The sequence below is a fragment of the Microbacterium sp. R1 genome (genome assembly GCF_015159725.1).
GTDB lineage: Bacteria > Actinomycetota > Actinomycetes > Actinomycetales > Microbacteriaceae > Microbacterium > Microbacterium oxydans.
Genome location: NZ_JADDUD010000001.1, coordinates 1,443,855 through 1,458,445, shown reverse-complemented (window position 1 = coordinate 1,458,445; position 14,591 = coordinate 1,443,855). Strand labels below are relative to the sequence as shown.

Here is a 14,591-nt window from a genome sequence, read left to right as displayed (position 1 = left end):
CGGACAGTGGGGCGATGTTCTACAACTGGGAGGGTCGTCCATTATGCCGACGATTGTACCCAACGCGACCGTGTATGCGCGCAACGATCACCAGCTGACCGGAAGCGCCTTGCCCTCTTCGTAGCCGGCCGCCGACTGCAGACCCACGACGGCGCGGTCATGGAACTCCGGGACGGATGCAGCCCCGGCGTAGGTGAACGAGGATCGCACCCCCGAGGTGATCATGTCGAGGAGATCCTCGACGCCGGGCCGGAGCGGGTCGAGGTAGATCTTCGATGACGAGATCCCCTCAGCGAACAGCTCCTTACGCGCACGCTCGTAGGCGTCGAGCCTGCCGAAGCGGGCCTGGACCGCCTTGGTCGACGCCATGCCCCACGACTCCTTGAACAGGCGCCCTTCCGCATCGCGCTGCAACTCGCCCGGCGCTTCGATCGTCCCCGCGAACCACGAACCGACCATGACGGAGGCGGCACCTGCGGCGAGGGCCAGGGCGACATCGCGGGGGTAGCGCACTCCCCCGTCGGCCCAGACGTGCGCGCCGAGCTCCCGCGCCGCCTGTGCCGTCTCGAGCACAGCGGAGAACTGCGGGCGGCCGACCGCGGTCATCATGCGGGTGGTGCACATCGCGCCGGGACCCACGCCGACCTTGAGGATCGACGCACCGGCGTCGACCAGGTCGGCCACGCCCTCCGCGGTGACGATGTTGCCCGCGACGACGGGAAGACCGAGGTCGAGCTCGGCGACGGCCCGCAGCGCTCGCAGCATGCCCTCCTGGTGTCCGTGGGCGGTGTCCACCACCAGCACGTCGACGCCGGCGGCGGCGAGTGCCTTGGCCTTGGCCGCGACGTCGCCGTTGATGCCGACCGCGGCGGCGACGGCGAGGCGCCCGTCGGCGTCGACGGCCGGACGGTACAGCGTCGAACGAAGCGCGCTGCGGGCGCTCAGTGTGCCGACGAGGTGCCCGTGGTGCACGACGGTGACCATCTCGACGCCCGCGTCGGTGATGACGTCGAACGCGTGCCGCTCAGAGCCGATGTCGTCCGCGTCGATCGATGGCGTGCCGCGATGCACCAGGTCACCCAGCTGCGCATCGGGGAGCGCGGTCGCCAGCCTGGTCGCGGGCAGGATGCCGAGGATCCGGCCGACGTCGATGGGGGCAGCGCCACGGGCGACGACGATGCCGTGACCGCTGGTCGCCGGCAGCAGGCGGAGCGCGTCAGCAGCCGCGGCTTCCGGGGGCAGCACGATCGGCGTGTCCCAGAGCACGGGCTGCGACTTCACCTCACGGATCGCGGCATCGAGTTCCTGCAGAGGCAGGTCCTGCGGCAGCACCCCGAGGGCGCCACGCCGAGCGAGTACAGCGGCGATGCGCGGACCCGTCACGGAGTTCATGTTGGCCGCGACCAAAGGCAGCGTCGCCGGCGTGCCGTCCTGCGGCGCGAGATCGACCTGGAGACGGCTGGTGACCGCGGATCTGCGGGGTACCAGGAAGACGTCGGAGTAGGTCAGATCGACGGTCGGCTGCGCTCCAGAGAACTTCATGGTTCCACGGTACCCAGATCGCGACGCGGTGGGCGCTCGGCTTCGACGATTCCCCAAGGGAAACACGTTAGGCTTGTTGGTCGAGAGTGTGCGGGCCCGAACGCATCCTGCGTCGACGTCCGCACCAGAGAGCTTCAGCGATGAAAGAGGGCGATCGAGAGTGTCGAACCAGGTGACCGGCGTCAACGGCGACGGGGGGTTCGGAGCCAATTCCTGGCTCGTTGAAGAGCTCTACGAGCAGTTCAAGGTGAACCGCGACTCCGTCGACAAGGAGTGGTGGCCCATCCTGGAGAAGTACCACTCCGAGACGGCGTCCGCTGCTCCCGCCGCAGCGTCCGACGCACCGGCCCAGGCTGCACACCCCGTGACGGCACCGATCCCCGTGATCGGCTCCCAGCCCGTCGCGCGCACCACCGCCAAGCCCGCCGCGGCCGCCCCCATCCCCGCCCAGGCCCCGAAGCCCGCCGCGAAGTCGGAGTCCAAGGAGGCTCCCGCTCCCGCCGAAGAGGACAAGGTCACACCGCTGCGCGGTCTGCCGAAGACCCTCGCGGCGAACATGGACGAGTCGCTCACCGTGCCGACCGCCACGAGCGTGCGCACCGTGCCCGCGAAGCTGATGATCGACAACCGCATCGTCATCAACAACCACATGGCTCGCACCCGCGGCGGCAAGGTCAGCTTCACGCACCTCATCGGCTGGGCGCTCATCCGCACCCTCGACGAGTTCCGCAGCCAGAACGTGTTCTACGCAGAGGTCGACGGCAAGCCCTCGGTGGTCGCACCGGCGCACGTCAACCTGGGCATCGCGATCGACCTGCCCAAGCCCGACGGCACGCGCGCCCTCATGGTGCCCAGCATCAAGCGCGCCGACACCCTGACCTTCACCGAGTACCTCTCCGCGTACGAAGACCTGGTCACGCGTGCACGAGGCAACAAGCTGACCGCCGCCGACTTCCAGGGCACCACGGTGTCGCTCACCAACCCCGGCGGAATCGGAACCGTGCACTCGGTGCCGCGTCTCATGAAGGGCCAGGGCTGCATCATCGGCGCCGGCGCCCTCGAGTACCCGGCCGAGTTCCAGGGCGCGAGCGAGAAGACGCTCAACGAGCTGGCGATCGGCAAGACGATCACGCTCACGAGCACCTACGACCACCGTGTCATCCAGGGAGCCGGCTCCGGCGAGTTCCTGAAGAAGGTGCACGAGCTGCTCATCGGCCAGCGCGGCTTCTACGACGACATCTTCGCGGCGCTCCGCATCCCCTACGCACCGATCCGGTGGAACCCCGACATCGCGGTCGATCTCGCCGAGCGCGTCGACAAGCAGTCCCGCGTGCAGGAGCTCATCAACTCGTTCCGTGTGCGCGGTCACCTGATGGCCGACATCGACCCGCTCGAGTACGTGCAGCGTTCGCACCCGGACCTGGAGATCGAGAGCCACGGCCTCACCTTCTGGGACCTCGACCGCGAGTTCGTCACCGGCGGTTTCGGCGGACGACGCATCGCGAAGCTCCGCGACATCCTCGGCGTGCTGCGCGACTCGTACTGCCGCACGCTCGGCATCGAGTACATGCACATCCAGGACCCGGAGCAGCGCCGCTGGTTCCAGGAGAAGGTCGAGGTCAAGTACCAGAAGCCCGGCCACGACGAGCAGCTGCGGGTCCTCCGCAAGCTCAACGAGGCCGAGGCGTTCGAGACCTTCCTGCAGACCAAGTTCGTCGGCCAGAAGCGCTTCTCCCTCGAGGGCGGCGAGTCGCTGATCCCGCTGCTCGACGAGATCCTGCAGGGCGCGGCCACGGCAGGCCTCGAAGGGGCTGCGATCGGCATGGCCCACCGCGGCCGCCTGAACGTGCTCACCAACATCGCCGGAAAGACCTATGGTCAGGTCTTCCGTGAGTTCGAGGGCACGCAGACGCCGGGCAACCAGCGCGGATCCGGTGACGTGAAGTACCACCTCGGGACCGAGGGCACCTTCGTCGCCGATGACAAGTCGGAGCTCCCCGTCTACCTCGCCGCCAACCCCTCGCACCTCGAGACGGTCGACGGCGTGCTGGAGGGCATCGTCCGCGCCAAGCAGGACCGCAAGCCCATCGGCACGTTCGCGTGGCTGCCCATCCTCGTGCACGGCGACGCCGCGTTCGCCGGGCAGGGTGTCGTGGTCGAGACCCTGCAGATGTCGCAGCTGCGCGGCTACCGCACGGGTGGCACGATCCACGTGGTGGTGAACAACCAGGTCGGTTTCACCACCACCCCGAACGACGGCCGCACCTCGATCTACTCGACCGACGTGGCCAAGACCATCCAGGCCCCCGTCTTCCACGTGAACGGCGACGACCCGGAGGCGGTCATCCACGTCGCGCAGCTCGCCTTCGAGTACCGCGAGCGCTTCCACCGCGATGTCGTGATCGACCTGGTCTGCTACCGCCGGCGCGGCCACAACGAGGGAGACGACCCCTCGATGACGCAGCCGCTGATGACCGACCTCATCCAGGCGAAGCGCTCCGTCCGGCGGCTCTACACCGAGTCGCTCGTCGGCCGAGGTGACATCACCGAGCAGGAGTACGACGAGGCCAAGGCCGACTTCCAGAACCGACTGGAGATCGCCTTCGCCGAGACGCACGCGGCCGAGACCGGTGCCCTCCCCGTCGCGCCGGAGACGCCGCCCGTCGAGGACCAGGTCGGCGCACCGGAGGTCACCGGCGTGCCGAGCGAGGTCATCCAGATGATCGGCGATGCCTTCGTGAACAAGCCAGAGGGCTTCACGGTGCACCCGAAGATCCAGCAGCTGCTCGAGAAGCGCCTCGACATGAGCCGCAACGGCGCCATCGACTGGGGCTTCGGCGAGCTGCTCGCCTTCGGCTCGCTCCTCGTGGAGGGCACCCCGGTTCGTCTGGCCGGGCAGGATGCGCGGCGCGGCACGTTCGTGCAGCGGCACGCGACCCTGCACGACCGCGCGAACGGTCAGGAATGGCTGCCCCTGTCGAACCTCTCCGACGCCCAGGGACGCTTCTTCGTCTACGACTCGCTGCTGAGCGAGTACGCGGCTCTCGGCTTCGAGTACGGCTACTCGGTCGAGGCCCCCGAGGCGCTCGTGCTCTGGGAGGCGCAGTTCGGTGACTTCGTCAACGGCGCTCAGTCCGTCATCGACGAGTACATCTCGGCGGCCGAGCAGAAGTGGGGGCAGCAGTCCAGTGTGACCCTGCTCCTCCCCCACGGCTACGAGGGTCAGGGACCGGATCACTCCTCTGCGCGCATCGAGCGGTTCCTGCAGATGTGCGCGCAGGACAACATGATCGTTTCGCGCCCGTCGACTCCGGCCTCGTACTTCCACCTGCTGCGCCGCCAGGCCTATGCCCGTCCGCGCAAGCCGTTGATCGTGTTCACCCCGAAGGCCATGCTGCGTCTGCGTGGAGCGACCAGCCCGGTCGAGGCCTTCACCCAGGGCCGGTTCGAACCTGTGCTCGACGACGACCGCGGTCTCGACCGCGCCGCCGTCAAGCGCGTGCTGGTGCACTCGGGCAAGGTGCACTGGGACCTGCGGGCCGAGCTCGAGAAGAACCCGAACCCCGCGGTGGCTCTGGTCCGGCTCGAGCAGCTGTACCCGACTCCGATCGACGGCCTCAAGGCCATCACCGATTCCTACCCGAACGCCGAGCTGGTGTGGGTGCAGGAGGAGCCGGAGAACCAGGGCGCATGGCCCTTCCTCGCGCTCGCCTTCGCCGACGTGCCGGGAGACCGTTCGTTCCGTCCGGTCTCGCGCCCGGCTTCGGCCTCGCCGGCGACGGGATCCTCGAAGGTCCACGCGGCAGAGCAGGCTGCGCTGATCCAGGCAGCCGTCACACTCGGCTGATCGTCTGCACGAAAGGGGCGCCGCGACTCAGGTCGCGGCGCCCCTTCTCGTGCGGACTCAATACCAGATGTCGAGAGACGGCGCGGGGAAGGTGATGAAGGCTCGGTCGAGGGCCTCGACCGCAGCGGCATCGGCGGCGATGCGGCCGGCACCGTGCAGCGTCGCAGCGCGGACCCCTCCCGCATACAGGGCGGAGAGCGCGGAGACATCGAGCGTGACATCGACGTCTGTCGCGGAGTCGGTCACCGGATCGACGGTCGCGACGCCGGAGTCGTCCACGTGCAGGCGCCAGTCGCCGTTCGCGAAGCCGAGGGAGTCTTCCACGCGGATGACGGTGTCGATCGGCGCCGAGTATCGACGGGCGGTCAGCGCGGCAGGGATGTCGAGCACGCGCAGCCAGCCGTGGTCGTGCACCTCCTGCTTCACGCCGCGGGTGTCGTGCACGAGCCATGGCAGCGGGTCGTCGACCGGGCGGAGGTCGGCGACCACCTCGTCGACGAGATCGTGCTGCAGGGCGAAGCGCCAGAGCGCCGTGCGCGCGTCCATCGTCTCGGCGACCAGCAGGCGCACGTCCATCCGGAACCGGAAGGTGCCGGCGGCCTCACCGACGGTGTAGGCCATGACGCCGCGCAGCACGCCGTCCTCGTCGCGATAGCGCACCCCACGTGCCTGGTCGCGGTCCGGGGTGGGAGACACGCCCGCGTACCCCTCCCATCGACCTTGCCAGCCCGGGATCTGCCCCGCAGCCCTCCCCCGTGCGCGTTCGTGGACCGTGCCGAGGTCTGCAGCGAGGGTCTCCCGGTCGACGTACTCGAGGGTGCCGAGCGGGGTCGGGCCGCTCCAGCCGGCGCGGCGGGTGTCGACCGTGTGACGCGCGACGGGGATCGCGGAGCCGAAGCCGTAGCGACCGTAGATCGTCGCCTCCGACACCGTGAGGCCCGCGATGGGCACACCGGAGGCTGCCGCAGCGCGAAGCTCTCCTTCGAGAAGCGCCCTGGCTATCCCGCGGCGGCGATGCGTCGCCGACACCGTCACCACGCTGATGGCCCACATGTCGATCTCACGCCCACCGGGAACGGTGAGCGGCGTCACCCAGCCGTTGATGGTCGCGACGGGAAGGTCGGCATCGACGGCGCCCTGCTCGTACACCCCGACGTTCCGCCGTTCGGCGAAGGTCTTGCGCACCTGGGCGATCATCTCGGTGCTCGGCTCAGGCCCGAGGAACCCGCGGTCGACCGCGCGCTCGAATGCCGATGCCTTCGGGTCGTCGCTCAGATCGACGACGCGATAGTCGAGACCGGCTCCGGCCAGTCGTTCCCTCGAGGTGGTGTCAGCGGGTACGTCTCTCGCATCGATGGAGGTCATCCACCCACACTACCGACGCCCTCCGACCCGGAGTCAGTGCTGGGCTGCCTGCACTGCCCGCAGCCGGGCGAACACCTGGTCGCGCAGCTCCTCGGGTGCGGTCTCCTTGCAGGCCCGCGCGATCACATCGGTGAGGGTGGTGGCGACGAGAGCCTCATCCCGACAGGACGGGCAGTTCTCCAGATGCTCGCGGATCTCGGTGTGCTCGGTCTTGCACACCTCGTTGCGGAGGTACTCCTCCAGATCCTGACGGGCTTTGTCGCAGCCGCAGTCACTCATTTCTTGCTCCTCGTCTCGGCCGCGGCGATGCCCCGCTCAGCGGCGTAATCTGCCAGCAGCTCCCGCAGCATCCGCCTGCCACGGTGCAGACGGCTCATGACGGTGCCGATGGGGGTCTTCATGATGTCGGCGATCTCCTGATACGCGAAACCCTCGACATCCGCGAGATAGACCGCGAGACGGAAGTCCTCCGGCACGGCCTGCAGCGCGTCCTTGACGACGGAGGCGGGCATCCGGTCGATGGCCTCCGCCTCGGCCGACCGGCTGTGCGACGCCGTCGTCGACTCCGCTCCGCCCAGCTGCCAGTCTTCGAGCTCGTCGATCGTGCCCTGGAACGGCTCCCGCTGACGCTTGCGGTAGATGTTGATGTAGGTGTTCGTGAGGATCCGGTAGAGCCACGCCTTGAGGTTCGTACCCTGCGAGAACGTCGCCCAGGACCCATAGGCCTTGACGAAGGTCTCCTGCACGAGGTCTGCGGCGTCGGCGGGATTGCGCGTCATACGCATCGCGGCGGCGTAGAGCTGGTCCATGAACGGGAGCGCCTGCTCTTCGAACTCGCGCCGAGGGTCGCCGACGGTGTCTGCGGTTGCGGTGTCATCCATCACCGGCCAGTCTAGGCCGCTGAGGTCGATCACCTCGCGCTCCAACGTCGCCGTCATACTCGCTCCTTCGGTGGGGTGGGAGCCTGTCGTTCGCGACGAAGCTCCCTGCGTTTACTAAGGTGAGAACCGATGAGCGCCAACAGGTATTCCCCCTCCCGCGTGCAGGGCGCCTACACCGCGCCCTCGACCGACGTGCCCGTGCACGCCGAGCTCACGATCCCCGGTTCGAAGTCGCTGACGAACCGCGAGTTGATCATCGCCGCGATCGCCGACGGTCCAGGCCGCCTGATCGCCCCTCTGCACTCCGACGACTCCGCGCGCATGGTCGACGCGCTGCGTGCCCTCGGGGTGGGCATCGAGGAGGTGGATGCCGGTCATGAGTTCGGGCCCGACCTCATCGTCACCCCTGCGAGACTCGACGGCGGCACCACGATCGACTGCGGGCAGGCCGGCACCGTCATGCGCTTCATCGCTCCGCTGGCCGGACTCGCCGAGAACGACGTGCATCTCACCGCGCACGAGACCGCCCTCCATCGGCCGATGGGGGGCCTCATCAGCGCGCTGCGCGACCTCGGAGTCGACATCGACGACGAGGGCACCTGGGCTCTTCCGTTCACGATCCGCGGCCACGGGCGCATCCGCGGGGGTCGCGTCGAGATCGATGCCTCCGCATCGAGCCAGTTCGTCTCCGGGCTCCTCCTCGCCGCTCCGCGTTTCGATGTGGGACTGCACCTCGTCCACACCGGCGAGCACCTGCCGAGCCTTCCGCACATCGACATGACCATCGAGGCACTCAGCCGCCGAGGCATCCGCATCGAGCGCCCAGCCGTCGGCGAATGGCTTGTCGAGGCGGGCGTCCCCCGCGCCAAGGAGATCGCGATCGAACCCGATCTCTCGAACGCCGCACCGTTCCTCGCCGCCGCGCTCGTCACCGGTGGATCCGTGTCGATCACGGGCTGGCCTCCGCACTCCACCCAACCGGGCGCCCTCCTGCCGGAGATCCTCCAGGCGACCGGAGCTCACGTCGGGCGGCACGGCGGAACGCTCACGGTGCGCGCGGGCTCCGGCATCCGCGGTCTCGACCTCGATCTCTCGGCGGCGAGCGAGCTCACCCCGACACTGGTCGGCCTCGCCGCCTTCGCGGACTCCCCGACGACGATCCGCGGCATCGGGCACATCCGTCTGCACGAGACCGATCGAATCGCCGCGCTGATCGGGAACCTGCGTGCCCTCGGCGGCGAGGCCGAGGAACTGCCGGACGGACTCCGCATCATCCCGCGCCCGCTGCACGGCGGACGCTGGGCTGCGCACCACGACCACCGCATGGCAACGACCGGCGCGCTCATCGGTCTCCGTGTCCCCGATGTGGAGATCGACGACATCGGCACCACTGCGAAGACCCTCCCGGAGTTCACGATGCTCTGGGAGCGGATGCTGCGGGGCTGACGGTGAGCTGGCTCGACGACGCCGACGACCTCGAAGACGACTTCGAGGACTTCGACGAGAGCAGCATCCGCACCCGCCCGAACCCCAAAGCCAACCGGCCGCGCACGAAGCGCCGTCCCGCGCACGAGGACGCGCAGGTGGGGCGAGTGCTCGGTGTGGATCGGGGTCGCTACTCCGTCCTGCTCGGGGAGGACACGGCGGAGGAGCGCACGATCACCACCACACGTGCGCGCGAGCTGCGCCGAACACCCATCGTCACGGGCGACCAGGCCCGAGTGGTCGGCGACACCTCAGGAGACGATGGCACCCTCGCCCGTATCGTCGGCATCGTGGAGCGGACCTCGCTTCTCCGACGCAGCGCGGACGACACGGACCAGGTCGAGCGGGTGATCGTCGCCAACGCGGACCAGATGCTCATCGTCGTCGCGGCCGCCGACCCCGAACCCCGTGCGCGCCTGGTCGATCGCTATCTCGTGGCAGCACTCGACGCCGGCATCCGCCCCCTTCTCGTCGTCACGAAGACCGACATCGCCGACCCGACCGAGTTCCTCACGCATTTCGAGGGGCTGGACCTTCGGGTCTTCACGAGTTCCCAGGACGAGATGCCCGTCGAGGAGATCGGCGAGGCTCTCATCGGTCACTCCACGGTGTTCGTCGGACACTCCGGAGTCGGCAAGTCGACACTCGTCAATGCACTCGTCCCCACAGCGCTGCGCGCCACGGGACACGTGAATCAGGTGACAGGACGCGGACGCCACACGTCGTCGTCGACCGTGTCCCTGCGTTACCAGGGAGCGGGTGGCACCGGCTGGGTGATCGACACCCCTGGGGTGCGCTCGTTCGGACTCGGCCATGTCGATCCGGCCAACATCCTCGCGGCCTTCACCGAGCTCGCGACGATCGCCGAGGACTGCCCCCGCGGCTGCACCCATCTGGCCGATGCCCCCGACTGCGCGCTCATCGAGGCGGCGGAACGAGGCGAGCTGGGAGAGACCGGTCGTGCGCGACTCGACTCTCTGCAGCGGCTGCTGCAGACGTTCGCAGACAAGGCGGAGCAGACGCCCGGGCGTTAGGCTGGAGGCGTGACCCAGCGCCTCGAACCAGGAACCGCCGCCCCCGACTTCTCACTCCTCGACCAGGACGGGAACACCGTCCGCCTCGAGGATCTGCGCGGCCAGAAGACCGTGCTGTACTTCTACCCGGCGGCGATGACCCCCGGATGCACCACCGAGGCCTGCGACTTCCGCGACAGCATCTCGTCCCTCCAGGGTGCCGGCTACCGCGTGGTCGGCATCTCGCGTGACGACCCCGCGACGCTGACGAAGTTCCGCGAGCGCGACGCCCTCACCTTCCCGCTCCTCAGCGACCCCGATCACGCGGTCCACTCCGCGTACGGTGCGTGGGGAGAGAAGATGAACTACGGCAAGCTCGTCGAAGGCGTCATCCGCTCGACCTTCGTCCTCGACGAGGACGGCACGATCGTGCTCGCGCAGTACAACGTCAAGGCCACCGGCCACGTCGCGCGTCTGCGCAAACAGCTCGGCATCGACGCCTGACCTGCCCCGTAGGCACCTCCCGAGCCTCGGAGATCCGAGCTCCGGAGGTCACTCCGCCGCGCGCTGCGGCCCTTCGCGACGGGCGCTCGTGATCAGCAGCGCGAAGCCGACCAGGCCGGGGAGCCCGACTCCGAGTGTGAACGGCCAGGAGATCGGCTGCAGCGTGAGAGAAGCCAACGCGAGCGCCACGGCGAGCACCTGGAAGACCACTCCCCCTGAGCGCGCCCAGGACTTCCCGGAGCGCGTGCCCACCGCGAAGGCGACGAGGGCTGCGGCACCGATCAGCGTGAGCACGATGAGCGCGAGGGCGGTCGGGAGAGAGGCCGCGTCACCCGCACCGAGGCCGGCGAGTTCGATCACCGCGAAGACCAGGAGCGCCACTGCCTCGAGAGCGAGGACGGCTGCTGCCGCGAGGGCGATTCCGGGTGCGCGCACGGTGTCTCCCATGGATCGAATGAGGAGAAAACCCTTGATTTCACGGTTTTCATGTAACAGAATAGAGAAAGTCATGTGCTCCCACAGCGGCGTGGGGCGAGCGTTCACGCTCGCATCACAATTCGCGGGCATTCCGTCCGCATCTCAACAGGGTAGCGGAACCCGAACTACTACCCGAATCCGAGAGGTCGCATCGCGACATCTCATGAAATCCACACCGAGGAGCCCCCATGGACTGGCGCGATAAGGCCGCCTGCCTGACTGTCGACCCCGAGCTTTTCTTCCCCGTGGGGAACACCGGCCCGGCCGTCGATCAGATCGAGAAGGCGAAGACCGTCTGCGCCACCTGCACGGTCACCGAGATCTGCTTGCAGTACGCCCTGGAGACCAGCCAGGACTCCGGCGTCTGGGGCGGCCTCTCCGAGGACGAGCGCCGCGCTCTCAAGCGTCGCGCCGCCCGCGCACGCCGCGCCTCCTGAACTTCCGGAAGCGGCCTGAGATCGACTCTCAGGCCGCTTCCGTCTGTCCGGACCCTGCTGCGCTCAGCGTTCCAGCCAGCGCAGCGGGATGTCGATGACCACCTCGGTGCCGTCGCCGTCGCTCCCGTGCCACTCGATGGTGCCGCCGAGCTCGCCCTGGATCAGGGTGCGGATGATCTGCGTGCCGAGCCCCTGACCGATCCGCCCTTCCGGCAGACCGAGGCCGGTGTCGCGCACCGTGACACGGAGGTTGTCCTCTGTGCGCTTCGCGTCGATCGTCACGACACCCTCCTGGCCGGCGAGCCCATGCTCGACCGCGTTCGTGACGACCTCCGTCAGTGCGAGCGCGAGCGGGGTCGCGTACTCGCTCGGCAGGACTCCGAACCGCCCGGTCGACTGGGTCCGTGCCCGGGTGTTCGGCGCGGAGGCGACCTCGGCGACGAGCTTGAGCACACGGTGGAAGACCTCGTCGAAATCGACCTTCTGGGTGAGGCCCTGAGCGAGGGTGTCGTGCACCACGGCGATCGCGTCCACGCGGCGCATGGCCTGCGTCAAGGCGTCGCGTGCCTCGTCGGAGTGCGTGCGGCGAGCCTGGATGCGCAGGAGCGAGGCCACCGTCTGCAGATTGTTCTTGACCCGGTGATGGATCTCGCGGATCGTGGCGTCCTTCGTGATGAGCTCCTGCTCCTGATGACGGAGCTCCGACACATCACGGCACAGCACGATGGCGCCGATGCGCGTGCCATGGTCCTTGAGGGGGATGGCGCGCAGGGATACCGTCACGCCGCGGGCCTCGATGTCCGTGCGCCACGGAGCGCGCCCCGTGACGACCACGGGCAGCGACTCGTCGACCTGGCGGGAGGGCGGGACGAGTCGGGTGGTGACCTCGGCCAGCGATTCCCCCTCGAGCTCATCGTCGAAGCCCATCCGGTTGAATGCGGAGAGCGCGTTCGGGCTGGCGAAGGTCGTGATCCCGTCGACATCGATGCGGATGAGGCCGTCGGAGGCGCGAGGGGCTCCTCGGCGGGGCGAGGTGGGGGCCGTCAGGTCAGGGAAGCTGCCGTCGGCGATCATGCGGAACAGATCGTTCGCGCACTCGTCGAACGTGATCTGCTGTCGCGAGGGCGTGCGCACCTCGCCGAGGTTCGTGTGGCGGGTGACGACCCCGATCACAGTGGACTGGGCGTCAGCTCCGCGCTTCACGGTGACGATCGGCACCGCTCGCACCCTCGTCGGTGTCTCCTCGAACCAATCGGGCGAGGAGGAATCGACGATCTCGGCGGACTCGAATGCCCCCTGCACCTGGGTGCGCCACTGGGGCCGCACCCGCTCTCCCACGATGTCGCGATAGAAGAGCGTGGCCGCACCGCTGGGCCGGGCATGCGCGACGGCGATGAACGACCCGTCCTCGGTCTGGATCCAGATCACGATGTCGGCAGAGGCGAGGTCTGCGAGAAGCTGACCGTCGCCGGCGAGTCGGTGGAGCCATTCGACATCGCTGTCGTTCAGGCGCCCCTGGGCATGGGCGAGATCACTGAGGGTTGACACCTGACCAGCCTACGGTCAGATGCCTCAGAGAATCGCCAGCGAAGTAGCGCGCCACCGACGATCGATTCCCTCCAGCCGGACGGCGACCGCCCGGGTGCGGCCGGGCCCCGCCACCACGACGACGGCCTCGATCACCCCGTCGAGAGGTTCTGTGACCCTCAGCGCCCTGATCTCGAACGTCGGCCGCGCGGGCACCACCCCGCGCGCGCTGCGTGCCCTGGCGGACAGGTTCGCGCGGGTCACCAGGCTCCGGAACGCGTCTTCGCTGAGCCATCGGGCGAGCTGGTCGACCTCCCTGACCCCGGCGAGGACCTCGAGGACGCCGTGTGTGAGGCTGCGCAGAAGGGGTACAGGATCGGGAAGCTCGCTGGTCGACGTCGGCTGGGGTGCGAAGTACTCGTGCGGCATCATGACGGACTCTCGATCGGGACGGTCTGCGAATGAGCCAGTACAGCAGCGCGTGCATCTCGACAGGGCCGGGATCGACGAAGAATGTGGATAACTCGTATGCCCCGTATCCCGGTCGCCTACGCTCTGTCGAATGCACTGGGACCGACTGTTCGAAGACCTCGAGGGCCAGCTCGCCTCGGAATGGGAGGCGGAGCGTGCGGTGCTCGATGCCGAGTCGGAGCGGCTGCGGATCGCGCGGCTGGATCTGCGCCATCGCCTGCGTGCACTGTGCGGCGGCGGCGCCGAGGCCACCATCGACCTCATGAGCGGGCGACGGATCCCCGTCTCGCTGCAGACCCTCGGAGCGGACTGGATAGCCGTGAGGACGAGAGGAACCGGCGGCGGCAGCCCCGCTTCCGGCACATCGATCCTCCCCCTCCTCGCGGTCGCGGGGATCACGCTGGATCACGGGATGATCCTCGCGAGTCTCGATGAGCCCACGGCCGCCGACGTGCCACTGCGGGAACGGATGACGCTCGGCTTCGTGCTGCGCGATCTCGCCCGGCGTCGTGTGCCGGTGCGTATCACCACGCTCGTCGGTGACGACCTCCACGGAACCATCGATCGTGCGGCCGCCGACCATCTGGATCTGGCCGTGCACGATCCCGGCGAAGCGCGATCGGCCGCGGCGGTGCAGGCGTTCCGCGTCGTCCCGTTCTCTTCACTCGTCGCGCTGCGGGCTTCGAGCGGTCAGATGCCCTGAGCGGCGGACGTTCCCCAGACCTCGGGGAAACTCGCGGTCTGAGACTGTCGCCACAGCGCCATCCGGCGGGCGATCTCCGATTCCTCGGACAGATAGCCGTCGAGGCTGGACTCCTCCACTCGCCACCGAGGCGGCGAACCGAGCCGAGCGCCCCTCAGTCTCCCCTCCTGCACGAGGGTGACCACCTCGTCGACGCCGATGCTCAGCAGCTCCGCCACCTGCGCCGGCGCGAGATAACGCGGTGCGCGAACGGGGGTGGCAGCCATGTGCCCATTCTCTCCCAGGCGCTCCCGCAGGTGCCGCCGGATCCTTCGCTGTGGATAACTCGCGAAGCGCCGA

General features: G+C 68.6%; 14 protein-coding genes. 6 read left to right on the top strand and 8 right to left on the bottom strand.

What is annotated here, in order from left to right; all coding sequences use genetic code 11:
- Positions 1 to 87: 87 nt before the first annotated feature.
- Positions 88 to 1,542 (bottom strand): GuaB1 family IMP dehydrogenase-related protein, encoded by a 1,455-nt coding sequence (locus tag ILP86_RS07215; protein ID WP_193761683.1) that lies wholly within the window; start codon positions 1,540 to 1,542, stop codon positions 88 to 90.
- 160 nt (positions 1,543 to 1,702) lie between these two features.
- On the opposite strand from ILP86_RS07215, the gene ILP86_RS07210 reads away from it, so the two are divergent.
- Positions 1,703 to 5,389 carry a multifunctional oxoglutarate decarboxylase/oxoglutarate dehydrogenase thiamine pyrophosphate-binding subunit/dihydrolipoyllysine-residue succinyltransferase subunit gene (locus ILP86_RS07210; RefSeq protein ID WP_046749473.1) on the top strand — a complete coding sequence of 1,229 codons (3,687 nt, stop codon included), beginning with the start codon at positions 1,703 to 1,705 and terminating at the stop codon, positions 5,387 to 5,389.
- A gap of 57 nt (positions 5,390 to 5,446) precedes the next feature.
- Here the strand turns inward: ILP86_RS07210 and ILP86_RS07205 are convergent, their stop codons facing one another.
- From ILP86_RS07205 to ILP86_RS07195, 3 genes are read right to left on the bottom strand one after another with little or no spacing between them, the layout of a single operon-like run.
- The gene (locus ILP86_RS07205; protein WP_058633156.1) at positions 5,447 to 6,754 is read right to left on the bottom strand and encodes a GNAT family N-acetyltransferase; all 1,308 of its coding nucleotides are present in this window, start codon (positions 6,752 to 6,754) and stop codon (positions 5,447 to 5,449) included.
- Positions 6,755 to 6,787: 33 nt separating this feature from the next.
- The gene (locus tag ILP86_RS07200) at positions 6,788 to 7,033 is read right to left on the bottom strand and encodes a zf-HC2 domain-containing protein (RefSeq protein WP_046749475.1); all 246 of its coding nucleotides are present in this window, start codon (positions 7,031 to 7,033) and stop codon (positions 6,788 to 6,790) included.
- Positions 7,030 to 7,692: a sigma-70 family RNA polymerase sigma factor gene (locus ILP86_RS07195; RefSeq protein WP_046749476.1), complete on the bottom strand. Its 663-nt coding sequence runs from the start codon at positions 7,690 to 7,692 to the stop codon at positions 7,030 to 7,032. The genes ILP86_RS07200 and ILP86_RS07195 overlap by 4 nt, the downstream gene beginning before the upstream one ends.
- Before the next feature lie 72 nt (positions 7,693 to 7,764).
- Here ILP86_RS07195 and aroA point away from each other — a divergent pair, with 72 nt between their 5' ends.
- Genes aroA through bcp form a run of 3 tightly spaced genes read left to right on the top strand, consistent with a single transcriptional unit; the run spans position 7,765 to position 10,637 of the window.
- Positions 7,765 to 9,081 (top strand): 3-phosphoshikimate 1-carboxyvinyltransferase, encoded by a 1,317-nt coding sequence (aroA, locus tag ILP86_RS07190; RefSeq protein WP_058633157.1) that lies wholly within the window; start codon positions 7,765 to 7,767, stop codon positions 9,079 to 9,081.
- A gap of 2 nt (positions 9,082 to 9,083) precedes the next feature.
- Positions 9,084 to 10,154: a ribosome small subunit-dependent GTPase A gene (gene rsgA, locus ILP86_RS07185; protein WP_046749478.1), complete on the top strand. Its 1,071-nt coding sequence runs from the start codon at positions 9,084 to 9,086 to the stop codon at positions 10,152 to 10,154.
- A gap of 9 nt (positions 10,155 to 10,163) precedes the next feature.
- Entirely contained in the window at positions 10,164 to 10,637 is a 474-nt protein-coding gene (bcp, locus tag ILP86_RS07180; RefSeq protein ID WP_058633158.1) for a thioredoxin-dependent thiol peroxidase, read from the top strand.
- A 48-nt stretch (positions 10,638 to 10,685) separates the two neighbouring features.
- On the opposite strand, the gene ILP86_RS07175 is transcribed toward bcp, so the two are convergent.
- Entirely contained in the window at positions 10,686 to 11,072 is a 387-nt protein-coding gene (locus tag ILP86_RS07175) for a hypothetical protein (protein ID WP_231589744.1), read from the bottom strand.
- Positions 11,073 to 11,302: 230 nt separating this feature from the next.
- On the opposite strand from ILP86_RS07175, the gene ILP86_RS07170 reads away from it, so the two are divergent.
- Positions 11,303 to 11,551 carry a WhiB family transcriptional regulator gene (locus tag ILP86_RS07170; protein ID WP_017203224.1) on the top strand — a complete coding sequence of 83 codons (249 nt, stop codon included), beginning with the start codon at positions 11,303 to 11,305 and terminating at the stop codon, positions 11,549 to 11,551.
- A gap of 63 nt (positions 11,552 to 11,614) precedes the next feature.
- On the opposite strand, the gene ILP86_RS07165 is transcribed toward ILP86_RS07170, so the two are convergent.
- Complete coding sequence (locus ILP86_RS07165) at positions 11,615 to 13,099, bottom strand: sensor histidine kinase (RefSeq protein ID WP_046749481.1); 1,485 nt, start codon at positions 13,097 to 13,099, stop codon at positions 11,615 to 11,617.
- 24 nt (positions 13,100 to 13,123) lie between these two features.
- Positions 13,124 to 13,510 carry an Rv3235 family protein gene (locus ILP86_RS07160; protein WP_045262053.1) on the bottom strand — a complete coding sequence of 129 codons (387 nt, stop codon included), beginning with the start codon at positions 13,508 to 13,510 and terminating at the stop codon, positions 13,124 to 13,126.
- Positions 13,511 to 13,640: 130 nt separating this feature from the next.
- On the opposite strand from ILP86_RS07160, the gene ILP86_RS07155 reads away from it, so the two are divergent.
- A complete protein-coding gene (locus ILP86_RS07155; RefSeq protein ID WP_193761682.1) occupies positions 13,641 to 14,252 on the top strand; it encodes a hypothetical protein in 612 nt (203 codons plus the stop codon).
- Here the strand turns inward: ILP86_RS07155 and ILP86_RS07150 are convergent.
- Positions 14,240 to 14,518 (bottom strand): helix-turn-helix domain-containing protein, encoded by a 279-nt coding sequence (locus tag ILP86_RS07150; protein WP_046749818.1) that lies wholly within the window; start codon positions 14,516 to 14,518, stop codon positions 14,240 to 14,242. The genes ILP86_RS07155 and ILP86_RS07150 overlap by 13 nt on opposite strands.
- Between the last annotated feature and the right edge of the window lie 73 nt (positions 14,519 to 14,591).

Excerpts from the sequence above, each read along its gene's own strand:
- ILP86_RS07170 (WP_017203224.1), top strand. The coding sequence starts at position 11,303 with ATGGACTGGCGCGATAAGGCCGCCTGCCTGACTGTCGACCCCGAGCTT.
- ILP86_RS07200 (WP_046749475.1), bottom strand. The coding sequence starts at position 7,033 with ATGAGTGACTGCGGCTGCGACAAAGCCCGTCAGGATCTGGAGGAGTAC.
- ILP86_RS07205 (WP_058633156.1), bottom strand. The coding sequence starts at position 6,754 with ATGACCTCCATCGATGCGAGAGACGTACCCGCTGACACCACCTCGAGG.
- ILP86_RS07215 (WP_193761683.1), bottom strand. The coding sequence starts at position 1,542 with ATGAAGTTCTCTGGAGCGCAGCCGACCGTCGATCTGACCTACTCCGAC.
- ILP86_RS07155 (WP_193761682.1), top strand. The coding sequence starts at position 13,641 with ATGCACTGGGACCGACTGTTCGAAGACCTCGAGGGCCAGCTCGCCTCG.
- aroA (WP_058633157.1), top strand. The coding sequence starts at position 7,765 with ATGAGCGCCAACAGGTATTCCCCCTCCCGCGTGCAGGGCGCCTACACC.
- ILP86_RS07150 (WP_046749818.1), bottom strand. The coding sequence starts at position 14,518 with ATGGCTGCCACCCCCGTTCGCGCACCGCGTTATCTCGCGCCGGCGCAG.
- ILP86_RS07195 (WP_046749476.1), bottom strand. The coding sequence starts at position 7,692 with ATGACGGCGACGTTGGAGCGCGAGGTGATCGACCTCAGCGGCCTAGAC.
- ILP86_RS07160 (WP_045262053.1), bottom strand. The coding sequence starts at position 13,510 with ATGATGCCGCACGAGTACTTCGCACCCCAGCCGACGTCGACCAGCGAG.